21 protein-coding genes are annotated in these 17,700 nt (G+C 64.0%); 12 read left to right on the forward strand and 9 right to left on the reverse strand.

The window, feature by feature from the left end; genetic code table 11:
- Positions 1-35: 35 nt before the first annotated feature.
- Both QM797_RS03030 and QM797_RS03035 read right to left on the reverse strand, forming a co-directional pair.
- Entirely contained in the window at positions 36-800 is a 765-nt protein-coding gene (locus QM797_RS03030; RefSeq protein ID WP_283273653.1) for an LLM class F420-dependent oxidoreductase, read from the reverse strand.
- 52 nt (positions 801-852) lie between these two features.
- Positions 853-1,362, reverse strand: a complete 510-nt coding sequence (locus tag QM797_RS03035) for a TIGR04338 family metallohydrolase (RefSeq protein WP_283273654.1) — start codon at positions 1,360-1,362, stop codon at positions 853-855.
- A gap of 99 nt (positions 1,363-1,461) precedes the next feature.
- Here QM797_RS03035 and QM797_RS03040 point away from each other — a divergent pair, with 99 nt between their 5' ends.
- The 5 genes from QM797_RS03040 to QM797_RS03060 are packed head-to-tail and all read left to right on the forward strand — an operon-like array spanning position 1,462 to position 7,449.
- A complete protein-coding gene (locus QM797_RS03040) occupies positions 1,462-2,187 on the forward strand; it encodes an ATP-binding cassette domain-containing protein (RefSeq protein ID WP_283273655.1) in 726 nt (241 codons plus the stop codon).
- The gene (locus tag QM797_RS03045) at positions 2,184-2,933 is read left to right on the forward strand and encodes an ABC transporter ATP-binding protein (protein ID WP_283273656.1); all 750 of its coding nucleotides are present in this window, start codon (positions 2,184-2,186) and stop codon (positions 2,931-2,933) included. Before QM797_RS03040 ends, QM797_RS03045 begins: the two co-directional genes overlap by 4 nt.
- Positions 2,930-4,432, forward strand: coding sequence for an ABC transporter substrate-binding protein (locus QM797_RS03050; RefSeq protein WP_283273657.1), 1,503 nt, complete (start codon positions 2,930-2,932; stop codon positions 4,430-4,432). The genes QM797_RS03045 and QM797_RS03050 overlap by 4 nt, the downstream gene beginning before the upstream one ends.
- A gap of 3 nt (positions 4,433-4,435) precedes the next feature.
- On the forward strand, positions 4,436-6,187 hold the full coding sequence (locus tag QM797_RS03055; RefSeq protein ID WP_283273658.1) for an ABC transporter permease subunit: 1,752 nt from the start codon (positions 4,436-4,438) through the stop codon (positions 6,185-6,187).
- Positions 6,184-7,449 carry an MDR family MFS transporter gene (locus QM797_RS03060; RefSeq protein WP_283273659.1) on the forward strand — a complete coding sequence of 422 codons (1,266 nt, stop codon included), beginning with the start codon at positions 6,184-6,186 and terminating at the stop codon, positions 7,447-7,449. The genes QM797_RS03055 and QM797_RS03060 overlap by 4 nt, the downstream gene beginning before the upstream one ends.
- A gap of 56 nt (positions 7,450-7,505) precedes the next feature.
- On the opposite strand, the gene QM797_RS03065 is transcribed toward QM797_RS03060, so the two are convergent.
- On the reverse strand, positions 7,506-7,823 hold the full coding sequence (locus QM797_RS03065) for a nuclear transport factor 2 family protein (protein WP_283273660.1): 318 nt from the start codon (positions 7,821-7,823) through the stop codon (positions 7,506-7,508).
- A 70-nt stretch (positions 7,824-7,893) separates the two neighbouring features.
- Between QM797_RS03065 and QM797_RS03070 the strand changes: the two genes are divergently transcribed.
- Entirely contained in the window at positions 7,894-8,706 is an 813-nt protein-coding gene (locus tag QM797_RS03070; protein WP_283273661.1) for a MerR family transcriptional regulator, read from the forward strand.
- Here QM797_RS03070 and QM797_RS03075 read toward each other — a convergent pair whose 3' ends face one another.
- Positions 8,707-9,525, reverse strand: a complete 819-nt coding sequence (locus tag QM797_RS03075; RefSeq protein ID WP_283273662.1) for a DUF2786 domain-containing protein — start codon at positions 9,523-9,525, stop codon at positions 8,707-8,709.
- A gap of 189 nt (positions 9,526-9,714) precedes the next feature.
- On the opposite strand from QM797_RS03075, the gene QM797_RS03080 reads away from it, so the two are divergent.
- From QM797_RS03080 to QM797_RS03095, 4 genes are read left to right on the forward strand one after another with little or no spacing between them, the layout of a single operon-like run.
- Positions 9,715-10,995 (forward strand): ABC transporter substrate-binding protein, encoded by a 1,281-nt coding sequence (locus QM797_RS03080; protein ID WP_283273663.1) that lies wholly within the window; start codon positions 9,715-9,717, stop codon positions 10,993-10,995.
- 14 nt (positions 10,996-11,009) lie between these two features.
- Entirely contained in the window at positions 11,010-12,056 is a 1,047-nt protein-coding gene (locus QM797_RS03085; RefSeq protein WP_283273664.1) for a carbohydrate ABC transporter permease, read from the forward strand.
- The gene (locus QM797_RS03090; RefSeq protein WP_283273665.1) at positions 12,053-12,874 is read left to right on the forward strand and encodes a carbohydrate ABC transporter permease; all 822 of its coding nucleotides are present in this window, start codon (positions 12,053-12,055) and stop codon (positions 12,872-12,874) included. Before QM797_RS03085 ends, QM797_RS03090 begins: the two co-directional genes overlap by 4 nt.
- Positions 12,871-13,044: a hypothetical protein gene (locus QM797_RS03095; protein WP_283273666.1), complete on the forward strand. Its 174-nt coding sequence runs from the start codon at positions 12,871-12,873 to the stop codon at positions 13,042-13,044. Before QM797_RS03090 ends, QM797_RS03095 begins: the two co-directional genes overlap by 4 nt.
- Before the next feature lie 15 nt (positions 13,045-13,059).
- Here QM797_RS03095 and QM797_RS03100 read toward each other — a convergent pair whose 3' ends face one another.
- The 3 genes from QM797_RS03100 to QM797_RS03110 form a co-directional block, all read right to left on the reverse strand.
- Positions 13,060-13,428, reverse strand: coding sequence for a DUF5313 family protein (locus tag QM797_RS03100; RefSeq protein WP_283273667.1), 369 nt, complete (start codon positions 13,426-13,428; stop codon positions 13,060-13,062).
- 87 nt (positions 13,429-13,515) lie between these two features.
- Positions 13,516-14,403, reverse strand: a complete 888-nt coding sequence (locus tag QM797_RS03105) for a LysR family transcriptional regulator (protein WP_283273668.1) — start codon at positions 14,401-14,403, stop codon at positions 13,516-13,518.
- Positions 14,394-14,813 carry an MmcQ/YjbR family DNA-binding protein gene (locus tag QM797_RS03110; protein WP_283273669.1) on the reverse strand — a complete coding sequence of 140 codons (420 nt, stop codon included), beginning with the start codon at positions 14,811-14,813 and terminating at the stop codon, positions 14,394-14,396. Before QM797_RS03110 ends, QM797_RS03105 begins: the two co-directional genes overlap by 10 nt.
- Positions 14,814-14,921: 108 nt before the next feature.
- Here QM797_RS03110 and QM797_RS03115 point away from each other — a divergent pair, with 108 nt between their 5' ends.
- Positions 14,922-15,272 carry a nuclear transport factor 2 family protein gene (locus tag QM797_RS03115; RefSeq protein ID WP_283273670.1) on the forward strand — a complete coding sequence of 117 codons (351 nt, stop codon included), beginning with the start codon at positions 14,922-14,924 and terminating at the stop codon, positions 15,270-15,272.
- Between the two features lie 100 nt (positions 15,273-15,372).
- On the opposite strand, the gene QM797_RS03120 is transcribed toward QM797_RS03115, so the two are convergent.
- The gene (locus QM797_RS03120; protein WP_283273671.1) at positions 15,373-16,455 is read right to left on the reverse strand and encodes an inositol-3-phosphate synthase; all 1,083 of its coding nucleotides are present in this window, start codon (positions 16,453-16,455) and stop codon (positions 15,373-15,375) included.
- Complete coding sequence (locus QM797_RS03125; RefSeq protein ID WP_283273672.1) at positions 16,448-17,038, reverse strand: PadR family transcriptional regulator; 591 nt, start codon at positions 17,036-17,038, stop codon at positions 16,448-16,450. The genes QM797_RS03120 and QM797_RS03125 overlap by 8 nt, the downstream gene beginning before the upstream one ends.
- A 201-nt stretch (positions 17,039-17,239) precedes the next feature.
- On the opposite strand from QM797_RS03125, the gene QM797_RS03130 reads away from it, so the two are divergent.
- Complete coding sequence (locus QM797_RS03130; protein ID WP_283273673.1) at positions 17,240-17,647, forward strand: hypothetical protein; 408 nt, start codon at positions 17,240-17,242, stop codon at positions 17,645-17,647.
- The last annotated feature ends 53 nt before the right edge of the window (positions 17,648-17,700 follow it).

Genomic DNA, 17,700 nt, shown 5'->3' on the forward strand with positions numbered 1-17,700 from the left:
AAGGGTTTCGCTCAGCGAACTGACGTGACGTGTCTCTACTTGTGCGAGTCCCGCCACGCGATCGCTTGGCCCAGCTCGGCCAGGTCGTAATCGGGTCCGTTGACACCCACGGTGAACAACGTTGCTCCAGCGTCGACGAAGTCCGCAGCGGTGTCCGCGCCCGGCCACGAGACCGACCGAGTGATGCCCGAGACGTCGCGTCCGACGGTGGTGCCGTGCTCGGCGAGGATCTCCGACTTGCGCTTCAACGCTTCGAGGTCGGCAAAGCTGTGCCAGATGTGCGCGTACTCGGCCACCATCTTCAGCGTCTTCTTCTCGCCACCACCGCCGATCAGGATCGGGATGTCGCGGGTGGGCGCCGGGTTGCCGACGTCGAGCCGGTGTCGAATTCTGGCCAGGCTCTCCTTCAGCAGTGCCAGCCGCGAACCGGCCGTGCCGAACTCGTAACCGAAGTTCTCGTAGTCCTTCTCGTTCCATCCGGCACCGATGCCGAGGATCAAGCGGCCGCCGCTGATGTGGTCGACGGTGCGCGCCATGTCGGCCAGCAGGTCGGGGTTGCGGTAGCCACCGCCGGTGACGAGGGCACCGATTTCGACGTTCGACGTCTGCTCGGCCCAGGCACCCAGCATCGTCCAGCACTCGAAATGAGCGCCGTCGAGATCGCCGTACAGCGGGTAGAAGTGATCCCAGTTGAAGACGATGTCGACGCCCGCGTCCTCCGACCGCAACACCGCGTCGCGGATGAGTTGGTAATCGGGAGCGTGCTGGGGCTGAAGCTGAACACCGATCTTGACGGTCATGTAGGTCTCCTCGTCGTGTGGGCTGCGTCTCCCATGATGCACCCGAATGCGCCTAGCCGATGCGGACGCCGCTCTCGGCCATCATCGCCCGCAGCACGAACCCGGCCTCGGAACCGATGATCTCGCCGACGAGGGTGATGTAGCGATCGACGAATGCGCCTCCGTGTTGCTGCTCGTTCTCGTCTGCGAAGTGGTGCGCGAGCTCGTGCAGAACCACCAGTTCCCGCAGCGCCCACGCTCTGTTGCCGTGATGCAAGGGAACGGCGATGGTGGCAGTGTCCGGTTCGTAGTGTGCGGCACCCGAGCCCGAACGTGCTCGGACGGTGATCACACGACTGGCGCCGGGCCACGTGGTCGCGACCCAATCCAGCGCCAGCACCGCGTCGATGTATGTCTGCACGGATTTCAGCGACGCGAACTTTCGCTCGACCGGCAGCGTGATCTGCGAGCCCATCACCTGCACGACGCGAATCTCACGCTCCTCGGCGCGATCGAACATGGTGCGTACCAATTGCTCGGCGTCGTACACCGCGGACCGCTGCGCGTCCCTCGCCCTGCTCACCCGTTCAGCCTAATTTGTGTCGCCCGCTCGCCTCGCCTAGTGTCGTCTATCGACAACGATTGTCGAAGTCGTTCCCAGTACCAGCGTTCAGGAGATTCCGTGCTCGTCGTCGATGACCTCTGCATCGATGCCGGACGCACCCGCATCGCCCAGCACGTGTCCTTCGAGATCCCCGACGGTCGACGCCTGGGTCTACTCGGCGCATCGGGATCGGGAAAGTCGCTGATCGCCTCGGCGTTGGTCGGAGCGCTGCCGCCGGGCATCACCTGCAGCGGCAGGATTGTCGTCGACGGCCACAACGTCACCGGAGTTCCGACACCCCGGCGGCCCCCCGCCGCCCGCCCGGCGATGGTCTTTCAGGATTCGGCCACCGCCCTCAACCCGATGGTCACCGTCGGCAAACAATTGCGCACGTCCGACTCCGCCGAACTGCTCGAGCGCGTGGGTCTGCGTGATGCACGGCGCATACTGGCCTCGCACCCGCTCGAGCTGTCCGGTGGCCAACGTCAACGCGTCTGTATCGCAGTCGCATTGGCGCGTAAGAGCCCACTGGTGATCGCAGACGAACCGACGACGGCCCTCGACGTGATCGGTCAGGCTCGGGTGCTCGACGCCCTTCGTGAGGTGCCGTCGCTGCTGCTGATCACTCACGACATCGCCGTCGCCGCGCAGCTGTGCGACCATCTGATGGTCCTTGATTCAGGCCGCATCGTCGAATCTGGTTCCACAGCAGCAATTCTCGACAGTCCAAGGACGAATCTCGTCGTGCGCATGCTCGATCGAGCTCGTGCCGCGGACCCATTTCGTCAGCTGGTCGTGCCATGACCGTGGGCTTGGTGGCCACGGACATCACGCACACCTACGTTCGGCACGGATCGTCTCGCACCGCACTGGACGCTGTCTCGTGTGCGCTACCACCGGCCGGTCGTATCGCCCTGGTCGGCGAATCCGGTTCGGGCAAAACCACTGTGCTGCGCATGTTGTTGGCGTTGGATACGCCCTCTGAAGGAACCATCGAACTGGATGGGCGCACGGTCCGTCCCGGTTCCGTCCGCTCGCTCCGATGGTTTCGGCAGCGCGTGCAATACGTGCCGCAGGACCCGGCAACCAGCCTCGATCCTCGACGCAGCGTGCTCGATCTGGTCGCGACACCGCTGCGACTCCTCGGCATCGACGGGGATCATCGAGCCAAGGCAGGTGCCGCACTCGCTGCCGTCGGGCTGGACGAGCGTTATCTGCAGCGCCGACCGACGGAACTGTCCGGTGGGCAGAATCAACGCGTCGCCATTGCGCGTGCGGTGGCATGCGAACCGCAATACCTGTTGGCGGACGAGCCGGTCAGCGGATTGGACCCTGATCTGCGTGAGCAGGTCCTCGCAGTCCTGGCCGGACTGCCGAGCGCAGTGCTGATCGTGAGCCACGACCTGTCGGCGGTCACTCGACTCTGCAGCGAAGTATCTGTGATGCACGACGGCCGGATCATCGAAACCGGCAGTGTACGAGACATTCTCACCGCACCGCAGCACCCCTGTACCCGAGACCTGATCGACGCCGTACCCCGGCTTGCATGACCATCACAGGAGAATCATTGATCACCAACATGTTCCGAATCGGCACTCTCGCGTGCGTGGGCGCACTCACGCTCACTGGCTGCTTCGCATCCGGGTCCGCGTCCGGGGATGCCGAGAACCGCGCCCGTGTGGCGATGCTGCAGCCGCCACGCTCGGGCCTGTCGCAGTTCAGCGACGATGCCTTCAAGCTCTCGCGCTGGTCCACCGCCGAAACCCTCGTCAACCTCGACGATCTCGGTGATGCTCAGCCCGGTTTGGCCACTGCCTGGAACCGCGTCGACGAGCGCACCTGGAGTTTCGACATTCGACCCGACGTGAAGTTCCACAACGGTGTGCCTCTGGACTCCGCCGCCGTCGTCACCGCCCTGACCGCCGCTACAACGGCCGCGCCGAAGCCGCGCATCCTCGACGGCGTCGAGCTGACGGTGACCGACACCGACGACGACACCGTCGAGGTTGCCACCGAGGACGTCGATCCGCTGGTGCCACAACGACTCTCGAGTCCACAGCTCGCAATCCTTGCGCCCGAGGCCTATTCCGCCGGTGGCAGCAATCCCATCGGTACCGGCACCGGGCCGTTCGTATTGACTGCCGTGGACGGCACGTCGAGTGCCACCCTCGACCGCAACGAGAACTACTGGGGTGAGAACGCGAAGCTCTCCGGCATCGACGTCGACTTCGTGCCCGACGGTACGGCCCGCGCGGCCGCGCTACGTAACGGTACCGCCGATGTGGTGGAGGCGATTCCGGTGTCCCAGGCCGCCAACATCGACCAGGCACTGGTGCACGAGGTGCCGATGCCGCGTACCAACACCCTCTACCTCAATACGGCCCGCGGGGTGTTCGCCGATCCGGCAATGCGCGCTGCCGCACGGGAGTCGGTGGACAAGGATCGTCTGGTCGAGCAGGTCTACGAGGGCCGCGCCGACTCCGCGAACGGACTGCTCGGACCAGCGCTCCCGTGGGCCGCGGATCGTCCCAGCCGCACCGAGACCCCGGTGGGCGACGCCGCTGGCAAGACGATCACTCTCGCCACGTTCACCGATCGCGCCGAGCTCCCCGAGGTGGCGGTTTTGCTGCAGCAGGAGCTCGAGGCCAAGGGCTTCGTCGTGAACCAGGTGGTGCGCGAATACCAGTTCATCGAAACCGACGCGCTCAGTGGCACATTCGATGCCTTCGTCCTCTCCCGCGCCACGGTGCTCGATTCCGGCGATCCGGTGGCCTATCTGTACTCCGACTTCGCCTGTGAGGGATCGTTCAACATCTCGCAGTTCTGTGACCCGCAGGTCGACTCCGCGCTGGCAAACGCCTCTGCCGCCGAACCCGGAGACGACCGCCGCGCCGCCATCCTCGACGCCGAGAAGCTGATCCTGGAGAAGGATGCGGCGGTGCCGATGCTGCACGAACGCGTGGTTCAGGGCGAATCCGAAGGCATCACCGACGTCGCTCGCGATCCGCGCGAGCGCACGCTCATCACCAACCACACCACCTTCGAGTAAGCCGTGAGAACAACCGCCTCACGACTGATCGCGATCACCGGCGTCGTTCTCGTCGTCGGAATGCTGCCTTGGTTGTCCGATCGCGATCCGGCACTGAGCATTCTGCGGGCCCGCTCGGCCGAGCAGGAAGCAACCCCCGAGGCCTTGGAGGCCATTCGCCGCGATCTGGGACTCGACGCCGGGCCGCTGCGAATGTTCTGGGACTGGCTCACCGGCATCGCGTCGGGCAATCCCGGAACATCCTGGAACACAGGCCGACCGGTACTGCCCGGTGCCCTCGATGCCTTGACGGTCTCGCTCACACTCATGGTCTTCGCGATGGTGGTAGCAGTCGTCACGGCGGCTCTCGTCGTGTTGCCCAGTGTACGAGCAGGTGTGCGCGGCAGCCCGAAGCGCACCGGGGGTGGCGTCGCCGCAGCGTTGACATCGCTACCGGAGTTCCTGCTCGCGTCGGGGCTCGTTCTTCTCGGAGCCGTGTGGCTGTCCTTTCCGGCGTACGGCTGGAACGGCCCCGAGTACGCAGTGCTGCCCGCACTCGCACTCGGGCTGCCCGCGGGCGGGCTGATCGGACGATTGCTCGCCGACGCGGTTGCCGTCACCTTCACCGAGGGCTGGGTCATCACGTGGACGGTCGCCGGGTTCTCCGGGCCGCAGATCGCCGGCGCGGTGCTCCGCCGCGCACTTCCGGGTATCGCTCCGCAGATAGGTTTGGTCATGGTCGCCATGACGGGCGGCGCGGTGGCTGTCGAAAAGGTGTTCGCCATACCGGGATTGGGTCGCACCACCCTCGGTGATGCGCAGTCTCAGGACCTACCTGCGCTGCAGATCGACATTCTGCTCCTGCTGGCGGTCAGCGCTGTCCTTGGTATCGCGGCAGAACTTGCCCGACGGCTGCTCCTCGGCAGCGCATTGCACGAGAAGGCGATGCCTATCCCGTTCGGTGTCTTTCATCCGTCACCGCGAAGGTGGTTGGTGCCGATCGCTGCGGCATCCGCCCTCGCAGTGATGGTGATCGTTGGTCTTCCACGCGATGGGCAGGCAACCACGCGGGAGAAGTTCGGGGCTCCGTCCTTTGCCTACCCGTTCGGCACGGACGCGTCCGGACGAGATCTGTTGGCCCGGGTCGCCGACGGTGCACTGCGGTCTATCGGACTCTCGCTGGCCGTCACTCTCGCGGCGCTGGTGGTCGGGGTGCTGTTGGGCCTCGTCCCGCGCGCGTCGAGGGGCCTGGTCGAGGTGACCAACGCGGCACCGCCGGTGGTCACCGGAATTCTGGTCGCGGCGATCTGGGGTCCGAGCGCGGGCGGAGCGGCCGTCGCAGTCCTGATCGTCACGTGGGCTCCGCTTGCGGCGCACACCGCCGCGCTCGTCGAGGAAACTCGCGCTCGGCCGTACATCTCCATCCTGCCCACGCTCGGAGCAGGAAACGCACGAATTCTGTTCGGGTCCGTAGTGCCCACCGTGGTTCCGGTAGTGCTGCGGCACGCCATGATTCGTCTGCCCGGAGTCGCTCTGGCCCTGGCCGCACTCGGATTTCTCGGTCTCGGACCGCAACCGCCGACGGCAGACTGGGGATTGATCCTGTCCGACGGAGTCGCAGCGGTCGAGCGGGCGCCGTGGGTGGCAGCAGCTCCGTTGGCGTCGTTGATCGCCCTCGCCGTTCTCGCTGTATCTCTCGCCGCGGCCACGTCGGGTCGGGTGAGGTCGACCGGTAGCGTCGTCGAGACAGTCGATGCAGGAGGGCGCGTTACATGAGTTCGAGGACCGACACGTCGCCGACGCGATGGCGGTGGTCGTTTCTCGTCGACCTACGGCGGGCCACCCCTACCGTCCGACTGCTCGTACTCACCCAGATGACCTTCAACATCGGCTTTTTCATGGTGTTGCCGTATCTGTCGGTGCATCTGACGGCCGATCTGGGACTCGGGGCGGCGCTCGTCGGTGTCGTGCTCGGAATCAGAACCTTCTCGCAGCAAGGACTGTTCTTCGTCGGTGGCACCCTCGCCGATCGGTGGGGCATCAAGCCGGTCGTTCTCGTCGGCTGTGTGTTGCGGGTGGTGGGGTTTGTGGGCCTGGCCTTCGCCGATTCGCTGCCTTCCGTGCTGATCGCCACGGTACTGGTTGGATTTGCGGCGGCATTGTTCTCTCCCGCAGTCGAATCCGCAGTCGCAATCGAGGCGGGCAAGAGCGAGCGCAGTGGCTCGGTTTCTCGGGTGGAGACGTTCGCGCTCATGTCGGTGTGTAGCCAGATCGGCTCGTTCACCGGCCCGCTCGTCGGATCGTTGTTGTTGTTTGCCGACTTCCGCGTCGCGTGCCTCGTCGCCGCAGGAATTTTCGTTCTGGTCATCGCAGCCCACGTGCGGTGGTTGCCGCGCGAGCGCGGCGAGCATCGCGACGATCCGTGGCTCTCGGGCTGGACCGATGTGGTGCGCAACAGAACTTTTGTGCTGTTCGCGGTGGCGATGAGCGCGCAACTGGTGGCCTACAACCAGCTGTATCTGCTGCTGCCCCTCGAGGTGGAGCGAGCCTGGGGATCGCAGACGGTAGTGGGGTGGTTCTTCGCGATCTCGGCGGTATTCGTGGTTTCGGCGCAGCTGCCGATCACCCGACGCGTCGCGGGTACGGCACCGCGTCTCACGCTGCCGATCGGATTTGCCGTCATGGCAGTGTCTTTCGTTCTCGTAGCCGTTGCTGCGCCGCTCGAACTGCACGGATGGGTGGGTCTGGTCCCGGCGGCACTGTTCGTGTTGCTTCTCGCTCTGGGGCAGATGATTGCCATGCCCCAGGCCCGGGACCTGGTGCCGCGCATGGCTGCCGAACGTCGACTGGGCTCGTACTACGGATTCATGGCCTCGCTCGGTGGCATAGGGGTACTGATCGGATCGATCGCACTCGGTGCGGTGATCGATGCCTCCCCCGACACCGGTTGGGGTGCGGCTATCCCCTGGCTGGTCGCTGCGCTGTTCCCCATTGCCAGTGTCGTCGGCCTTCGCGTGGTGCTCGCTCGCCTCGACTGAGTTGGTTCTAGTGGTCACCGGCGCCGCAAACGCGCGCGCGTTTGCGGCGGCCCCGGCTACACCCTGATCCGCAGCACCGAGATCCGCCCGTCCTGGGTGATCTCGAAGTAGTACGACAGGTTCACCGGGCTCCCGGGAAAGTCACCCGAGATCTCTGCGGTGGTGGTGCGGCCTGCGCCGAATTCCACCGTGGAGAGTACGGCGTAGTGCACCTGCGGCACCTCGGTTCGCCAGCGTCGAATCTCGTCGATGCCGTGGTACTCGACGCCTTCGTCCTCCACAACAGCGTCGGGTGTGAACTGGGCGAAGTAGGGCTCGGAGTCCGCCAGTGTCGCGAGCTCGAAGTAGCGGTCGATGATCTGTGATTCGTTCATGAACCGAGCCTCACCCCTCCCCCACAGGGAGAGTCCACTCTCCCCCAGGGGGAGGGGTCACAATATCGACATGAACGGATTGCTGACGATCGGCGAGTTCTCCCGGATCACGCACCTGTCCGTGAAGACACTCCGGCGCTATCACGAGTCGGGGCTGCTCGAACCTGCGACCGTCGACGATTTCTCCGGCTATCGGTACTACGACACGCATCAGGTGGCGACGGCGCAGATCATCAGTCGGTTCCGCAGTATGCAGATGCCCGAGCGTGAGGTGCGGGCGATCGTCACCACACCGGATCCCGACGCCCGAGCCCGACTGATCACCGAACATCTCGGCCGACTCGAGCGGCAGTTGGACGACACGCGATCAGCGGTGACGGCACTGCGCCGGTTGTTGGATCCGACTCCGCCCACTATCGAGGTCCAACGCATACTCGACGAACAGTGTTCGGTCGCAGCAATTTCCGAGGTGATCGACGCGTCCGATGTGCTGGATTGGTACTCCGAAGCGATGGCCGAGATCGACGCAGCGGTTTCCGAGACCACCGGACCACCGGGCGGGCTCTACGACAACGAGCTGTTCACAGAAGGTCGCGGGGTCATGACCGTGTACGTTCCCACTTCAGTGAGCCCGTCCGTCGGTCGAATTCGTCCGATGACGTTGCAGCCCAATGAACTTGCAGTGACGGTCCATCATGGGCCGCACGACGACATCGACGTTACGTACGGCGCTCTCGGGGTGTACGTCGAGACGAATGGCCTGGCGATCGCGGGGCCGGTACGTGAGGTCTATGTCGTCGGTCCGCGCGATACCGCGCATTCGACGCTGTGGCGCACGGAAATCGGATGGCCGGTGTTCACGGCGACGTCGACCTCGACTTGATCAGCGACCCAGCTGTCTGCTTGCGCTGTCGAGTTCGGCATGCGCGCCGATTTTCGCGTTTCGTCCCGCTCGATCTCCGGCCTTGCGGGCACCCTCGGAGTACCCGGCGTTCGCGCTCTGGCCCCGCCAGTGTCCTCGCGCAGTCGAGGTCTGCCGATAGTAGTCGCGCAGCTCGACCTCCTTGTTACGCAACACCAATGCGGTACCGGCACCCTGCTGTTCCTGAGCGATCGCTTTGGCCTCGGTGTCTTTCTTCACCTCGCCCAGTCGCTGACCGATTCGTGCTGCGAATGCGGTCTGGAAGTTCAACCGTGCCGTCACGGCAGCGACGGGCACTTCCTCGCGCCGGGTGTAGCGTCGACGATTCTTGATCTCGCTGACGGTGCGAATGGCCGTCTCGGATTTGTAGGCACCGGATTTGATGTACGCATCCGAGGCCCGGACCATCTGGATCAGTAGAGACGAGTACAGGGCCTCGGTGGTCTCGATGTCGGAGTCGAAACCATAGGCGAACACCTGCGTCGACGATCTGGACACATCGCACTGGACGTCGTTTGCATGGGCGATGGCGACGAACAGTTGAACGTAGGTCTTGAGCCCACGCTTGCCCGGTTCACCGATGGGAATGACCTTCTGGGTAGGCGCCGCCTGCCGTTCGCGGGATGCGCTGTGCGAACGCGCCACAGCCAGGTCCACCGATGCCGACGTGGCCAAACGCTGAGCAGCCTCCATGAAGGCCTCGGCCTCGTGGGGGTTGTCGGTGGACTCCGCCTGGCGCAGCAATCCGCCGATTCGCGTCAGCATCTTGTCCGAACTCATGAGCGAAAGGGTACCGGGCACCTCCGACACGTCCGGGTTGACCGATTCAGGAACTCGATAATGACCCCGGCGCGGTGAGTTGTGTGCCACAGTTCCCCTCGACATATGTGTCGGGGGAGCATCACAGCACGATTCTGCATGCCGATCTCCGGGCGCATACCACCGCGTAGAAGTAAGTGGAGAGAACACATGGCGTCTTTGATCACGAAGGTGGCAGTGGTTGCAACAGCAGCCACGCTGCTGACGCTCACCGGATGTTCGAGCGACAGCGGTTCGAGCGGCGATTCGGGCGCTGCGTCCGAAAACGCCGACGGCCGTGGACCTATCACGTACGTCGAGGGCCAGGACACCACCGAAACCGGTGTCGTCCAGCAGATCATCTCGGAGTGGAACTCCAGCCACCCCGAAGAGCAGGTCACCTTCAAGGAGCAGTCTGCCGACGCCGACCAGGCCCACGACGACTTCGTTCAGCAGCTCCAGGCACAGCAGAGCGACTACGACGTGATGGCACTCGACGTCGTCTGGACCGCCGAGTTCGCGGCCAAGGGCTGGCTCGTGCCGCTCGAGGGCGAATTCGCCCTCGACAACGCAGGGGTTCTGCCCGCGACCGTCGCGAGCGCGACCTACAACGGCAAGCAGTACGCCGCACCGAAGAACACCAACGGTGGATTGCTCTACTACCGCAGTGATCTCCTCCCCGAAGCGCCCACCACCTGGGCCGAGCTCACCGAGGACTGCCAGGTCGCCCGGGACAACAACATCGACTGCTACGCAGGGCAATTCGCTCCCTACGAAGGTCTGACGGCCAACGCGTCGGAGATCATCAACGCGCACGGCGGTTCGATCGTCGCCGAGGACGGCAAGACCCCCACCGTCAACAGCCCGGAGGCCAAGGCCGGACTGCAGACCCTCGTCACCGCGTTCGAGACCGGCGTCATCCCGGCCCAGGACACCACGTTCAAGGAGTCCGACAGCCAGCAGGCGTTCCAGGACGGACAGACGTTGTTCCTGCGCAACTGGCCGTACGTCTACGGCACCGCCGCAGAAGAAGGTTCGGCGGTGGTCGGCAAGTACGCGGTCGCACCGCTTCCCGGAGTCACCGGAGTGGGCACCTCGACGCTCGGCGGATACAACGCCGCGATCAGCGCGTACTCCGAGAACAAGGCCACTGCGGCCGACTTCCTGCGATTCATGCAGGGCGAGAAGGCCCAGCGCATCATCGCCGAGGGCGCTTTGCCGCCCGTGCTCTCGTCGCTGTACGACGATCCCGCACTGATCGCCGCGATGCCGTACCTTCCCGCACTGAAGACATCCATCGAGAACGCAGTTCCGCGCCCCGTCACCCCGTTCTACCCGGCCGTATCGAAGGCAGTGCAGGACAACGTGTCTGCCGCCATCAAGGGTGAGAAGAGCGTGGACCAGGCGATCACGGACATGCAGGCCGGTATCGAAACCGCCGGCGCCAACTGATTTCGGGAGAACCAATGGCTGTACCTGCTGGGGTAACCAGTGGGGCCGCCGCAACCACCGCGGCCGGGGGCTCGTCCCCCGGCCGCGGTCGGCATGTGCGGTCCAAGAACAAGCGCTTCGGCCTGACGCAGGGTCGGGCTTGGCTGTTGATCGCACCGACGATGGTGATCCTCGCGATCGTCATCGTCTACCCGGTGATCCGAGCTCTGGTGATGTCCTTCTCCAAGGATCCCGGTCTCGATCCCGCTACCGGCATGTTCGTCTCCGGCGGTTCTGCCGGCTTCGACAACTACACGCATTGGATTCTGCAGCAGTGCACCTCGGCGTCGGGCACGTTGGTGCCTTGCCCGCCGGGAACTCTCGGTTCACAGTTCTGGGGTGCGGTCGGGAACACAGCGTTCTTCACGGTCGTGACCGTGTCCATCGAGGTCGTGATCGGCTTCGGTATGGCCGTCATCATGGGCAAGACCTTCGCTGGACGCGCTTTGCTGCGCGCGGCGATCCTGATCCCCTGGGCTATCCCGACGGCGGTCACGGCCAAGCTCTGGTACTTCATCTTCGCGTACGACGGTATCGCCAATCGCATTCTGGGAACGAACATTCTGTGGACCGGCGACGCGTGGCCCGCTCGCTTTGCGGTGATCATCGCCGACGTGTGGAAGACGACGCCGTTCATGGCGCTGTTGATTCTGGCCGGGTTGCAGATGATTCCCGCCGACGTCTACGAGGCTGCTCGCGTCGACGGGGCGTCGGCGTGGCAGCGTTTCACCAAGATCACGCTGCCATTGGTCAAGCCCGCGTTGATGGTCGCGATTCTGTTCCGCACCATGGACGCGCTTCGTATGTACGACTTGCCCGCCATCCTCACCGAGGGTAATCCCGCCACGCGAACCATCTCGATCCTGGTGGTGGATCAGATCCGGCAGGGATTCAACAGCGCTGCGTCGTTGTCGACCATCTCGTTCATCATGATATTCGTCGTGGCATTCATCCTGGTGAAGTTTCTCGGTGCCAATGCCGTTGCCACTCAGGACAATCAGCGTAAGGGGCCCGGCCGATGAAGCAGGCTCGCATCTATCTCGGTGTCGTCGTCATTCTCGTCTGGGGACTGGCACCGTTCTATTGGATGGTCGTCACCGCATTCCGCGACCCGCGCTACACCTTCGACACGACGCCATGGCCCACCCATGTCACGTGGCAAAACTTCGAGAATGCTCTGTCGACGGCCAACGGAAACAACTTCCTGCGGGCCGTGGGAAACAGCCTCATCGTCGGCGGAGCGACCACCCTGATCGCATTGGTCATCGGTATCTTCACGGCATATGCGCTCTCGCGCATCGACTTTCGCTTCAAGTACGTCGTGACGGGCATCATCCTGGGTGCCTCGATGTTCCCCGTCGTCGCATTGGTGACCCCGCTGTTCCAGTTCTTCACCAACATCGGCTGGATCGGCAGTTACCAGGCGATGATCATCCCCAACATCTCGTTCGTGCTGCCGCTGACGATCTACACGCTGGCGGCGTTCTTCGCCGAATTGCCCTGGGAACTCGAAGAAGCCGCGCGGATCGACGGTGCCGGACGTTTCCAGGCATTCCGCCTGGTGATGCTCCCACTTGCCGCACCTGCCTTGTTCACCACCGCGATCCTCGCGTTCATCGCAGCAGTGAACGAGTACCTCCTGGCCAGTCAGCTCTCGAGTGACAAGACCGAACCGGTGACCGTGGCCATCGCGAGGTTCACCGGCAACGATCCGCTGGTGGTGCCGTATGCCGCGATCATGGCCGCGGGCACCATCGTGGCGATTCCGCTGGTGATCATGGTGCTGCTGTTCCAGCGCCGCATCATCTCCGGACTGACGGCGGGCGGCGTCAAGTCGTGACGGCACAGGATCACCTGCAGTTACTCGCGGGCATCCTCGGGTTCTTCGCGCTGGTGGCTCTGATCGTCGCCGTCGTCGGAATTGTCGGAGGCAATCCCGGCGTACTGCCGTCCGTAGCGTTGCTCGGTCTGCTCGTTGCACTGTGGTTCGTGGTCAAGAAGATTCGCTGACTCTCAGCGGGCTTGTCACAGATGCCTGTAGTTGGCCTCGTAGGTCTCGCGGTCGCGCTCTGCGTTGGGCATCGTGCGTGGAATCGATGCAGGGTCGATCCCGTGTTGCCCGAGCCGGAACGCTCGATAGACCAAATGCAGCCCGGAGGCGAAGTAGACGACCGGGATGAAGATCAGCAGCATCATCAGGCCTGCGATCCAGTTCGGTCCCGGAAACAGTAGGAACAACATGAGTAGAGGGACGAGAGGTAAGAGGAACCGAGCCAGATACCGAGCAGTGGATCTTCGTCCGGTCAGTTCGTGCAGAACCCAGTCCTGCAAGTCCGTCGGGAGTACTCCGCCGACGTCATAGCGCAGGCGCTGACGCAAGGTGGGTGTCTTCATGTCCTGACCGTAGGTCCGCACCTGCATTCTGCGCAGGGGTAAGAGGTCCCGACAGCTGCGCCGAACGGCACTTGTTCGGGGCGTCGATCAGGGTGATGCGACTCCGAAGGCGCTTTCGGCCATCGAGACCAGTTTCGCGGGCGCGGCGCTCGGGTTCGGAGTCCAGACGAGCGCCAGCAGCGCCGAGGTGGTCGAGTCCGTCAATTCCACAGCAGTCAGTCGATCGCGGTAGGTCTCGATCATCGATGCGCTGAGGATCGCGACGCCGACACCGCGAGCAGCGAGATCGGCCACTGCGTCGGGAGCGCTCGCCTGCAACATGATCGACGGTGACAGTCCTACACCGGCGCAGTCCCGGTCGAATACGGCCCGAATCCCGGTGCCGTGCGGAAGGGAGATGATCGGGTGTGCGCACACCTGCGCCAAGGTCGCCTTCTCGTGGGCGGCCAGCGGATGCTCAGGCGGAACGGCCGCGACGATCGGCTCGTCGATCACCACCATCGATTCCAATCCGTCCGGGGCCTGAGCGGCGACACCGACGAGTGCGACGTCGAGTTCTCCGGCGCATACATCGGCCGTCAAACGATCTGAATTACCCTCCTGCAGAGCAAGTTCGACGCCAGGATGAGCCGCGTGGAAGCGCGCCAACGCGTCGAACAGCTGTGGGACGGTGCACGCGGTGACCATGCCGACTCGTACTCTTCCGCGCAGGAGGCCACTGACGTCGTCGACGGATTGTCGAACCGCGCCGGCAGCGGCCAGCGTTGCCCGCGCCTGTATCAATGCGGCCTCGCCCGCCGTGGTCAGTGTTGCTGTGCCGCCGGATCTGTCGATCAACTCGGCACCGAGTTCTCGTTCGAGCGAACGGATCTGGGCACTGACACCGGATTGGCTGATGTGCACCCGGGCGGCGGCGCGGGTGAAGTTTGCTTCCTCTGCGACGGCCACGAAGTATTCGAGCTGTCTCAGTTCCATTGCTGAACACCAAGATTGGGACCTTCGCCGGCGTCGAGCCTCGCAACAGTGCGCTTCGGTGCGGTGACGCGGTAGCTGCAGTCGATCAGTTCGGCGGCCTCGGACCAGACATCGTCGTCGGCATCGGACAGGTCGAATCCCACCCATCCTGATGGACCGAGATAGGCGGGGTGGAAGTATCGGGCTTCGAGCTCGCACGCGCGCTGCTCCTCGGCACTCTCGCACTTGACCAGAATCGACAGATCGAACTGGTCGCCACCTTTGACGCCACCGCCGAAGTAGACGAACACCGAGGCGGTGCGGAACGTCGGCCTGCCGTGGGAGATCTTCTCGGTCACTTCGGGGTAGGCGAACGCCAGTGCCCGGACGCGTTCGAGGACCGGATGCTGGGAGGTGGGATCGATGGCCACTCGAGAACCATAGCGCGCGCATGCTAGCTGCAGCTATGAGTAGAACTTCTACGGATCATCGGAACCAACTGTTGGACTTCTGACTCCGCTGGTTCGAGACTCGAAGTCATGACTCCGACACCCAAAGAAATTGCTGCGACCTACTTCGAGGCCTGGAAGAGCAAGGATTTCGACACCCTGGCGACGATCCTGCACGAGGACACTACGTTTTGCGGGCCACTCGGCACAGCGGCCAACGGTGCCGAATGTGTGGCTGGATTGAAGGGAATGTCGGAGATCGTGACCGACATCGACATGGCGCACGTCTTCGTGGACGGTCCGAATGTACTGACGTGGTTCGACCTGCACACGTCGATCGCACCGCCGGCCTCGACCGCGAATTGGCAGCGAATCGAGAACGGCAAAATCATGGAAATCAAGGTGACATTCGATCCGCGCGACATCATCGCCGCGGGATAAGCGAACGCCCGCCGGCACTCGATGTGACATTTGGTGGCCCTTTCGGGGGTCAATGTCACATCGAGTGGACCGGCGGGCGGTGTGCCACTGCCGCAGGCGCTTATGCGTCGATGATGAATGCTTCGAGTTGTTCGCGAGCAACGTCGTCGGCCAGCTGCTTCGGCGGGCTCTTCATCAGGTATGCGGAAGCCGGGACGACCGGTCCACCGATGCCGCGGTCGGCCGCGATCTTGGCAGCACGGACTGCATCGATGATGACGCCGGCGGAGTTGGGCGAGTCCCATACTTCGAGCTTGTACTCGAGGTTGAGGGGAACGTCACCGAAGGCGCGGCCTTCGAGGCGGACGTAGGCCCACTTGCGGTCGTCGAGCCAGCCGACGTGGTCCGACGGTCCGATGTGTACGTCCTTGGCGTTGAACTCCTTCTGGAGGTTCGACGTCACAGCCTGGGTCTTGGAGATCTTCTTCGACTCGAGGCGAGTGCGCTCGAGCATGTTGAGGAAGTCCATGTTGCCGCCGACGTTGAGCTGCATGGTGCGGTCGAGCTGGACGCCGCGGTCCTCGAACAGCTTCGCCATGACGCGGTGGGTGATGGTGGCACCGACCTGGCTCTTGATGTCGTCGCCGACGATGGGGACCCCTGCGTCCTCGAACTTCTTGGCCCAGACGGGATCGCTGGCGATGAAGACGGGCAGTGCGTTGACGAAGGCGACGCCTGCGTCGATGGATGCCTGTGCGTAGAACTTGTCGGCTTCTTCTGATCCGACGGGCAGGTAGGACACGAGGACGTCCACCTTGGCGTCGCGAAGGGCCTGGGCGACGTCGACTGCTTCGCCGTCGGCTTCGGTGATGGTCTCGCGGTAGTACTTGCCGAGGCCGTCGAGGGTCGGTCCGCGAAGGACGTGGACGTCCTTCGGGGGCACGTCGGCGATTTTGATGGTGTTGTTCTCGCTCGAGAAGATGGCCTCGGAGAGATCGAAGCCGACCTTCTTGGCGTCCACGTCGAACGCGGCGACGAACTCGACGTCGCGGACGTGGTACTTGCCGAACATGACGTGCATGAGGCCGGGAACGGTGGCGTTCGCGTCCGCGTCCTTGTAGTACTCGACACCCTGGACCAGGGATGAGGCGCAGTTGCCCACACCCACAATGGCCACGCGGATTGCGTTGTTGTTCTCACCCATGGTCGGGTTCTCCTTCTGTCTTGACTGTCCGGTTCGGTGCTGTGTGGGACGGTGCTGGGTTGGGGCCGGCCTGCTCGGCGGCGATGACTTCGTTGAGCCAGCGCACCTCGCGTTCGCTCGATTCGAGACCGAGCTGGTGTAGCTGCCGGGTGTAGCGGTCGAGAGTCCCGTTCGCCTTGGCCACCGCGTCGCGAAGGCCTTCTCGGCGCTCCTCGACCTGGCGACGTCTGCCTTCGAGAATGCGGACCCGAGCTTCCGCCGGGGTTCGGCTGAAGAAGGCCAGATGTACGCCGAATCCGTCGTCGGTGTAGTTCTGCGGTCCGGTGTCGGCCACCAATTCGGCAAATCGTTCCGTGCCGAGTGGGGTGAGCACGTACACCCGCTTTGCTCGTCTTTTCACGAGCAATTCGGGACCGGCGTCCTCGGCGATGAGACCGTCGGTTTGAAGTCGACGGAGTGCCGGGTACAGCGATCCGTACGAAAACGCTCGAAAGGCTCCGAGCAGGCCGGTCAGCCGCTTGCGGAGCTCGTAACCGTGCATGGGTGACTCGAGAAGCAGTCCGAGAATTGCAAGTTCGAGCATGCAACTCCCCCTTCTCGAATCCAACGATCACATCATGGCGATGCGATTGACCGCACTATCGAAGAATGTATCGCGCCGATACATATTCTGACAACTCGGTGCCGTGTATCGGTCACCGATACCGAGCGAACCGGTTGACGCCACGACCGCGTGACGACATCGATCGACGGCAAACAGGTCCATGAACGTATCCTCCGACGCATGACCCCGGTCGACGCTCTCGCCGCCGCTGCCGCCCTTCACCTAGGCTTTCAGCGGGTGGTGACCGCCGTCGTCTACCCGGCGTTGGCGGAGGTGCCGGACGACGACTGGCCGCGTGCTCACGACGCCCACTCGCGGCGGATCACCCTCATCGTTGGGCCGGTCTACGTACTACTCGCTGCTGCGTGTCTGTGGGTGTTGGCGTCCGGTTCAACCCACCTTGTTGTCCTGATCAGCGTTGCCGGCGCCGTGATCTCCGCGCTCGCGACTGCATTCGTGGCTGCTCCCGTCCACGGCGAACTAGGGCGTACGGGACGCAACGGACACCTGATGAGTCGGCTGCGATCAGCAGACCGCGTACGTCTCTGCGGTGCAGTGTTGTGTGCCGTTTTCGCTCTGTTCGCGTGATCGAGCGCGGGCAAACGCGGATGGGCCTGCCCCGCGAAGCAGACGGATGGTCG

Origin of the sequence: Rhodococcus sp. IEGM 1381 (assembly GCF_030056795.1) — a bacterium.
Classification (GTDB): Bacteria; Actinomycetota; Actinomycetes; order Mycobacteriales; family Mycobacteriaceae; genus Rhodococcoides.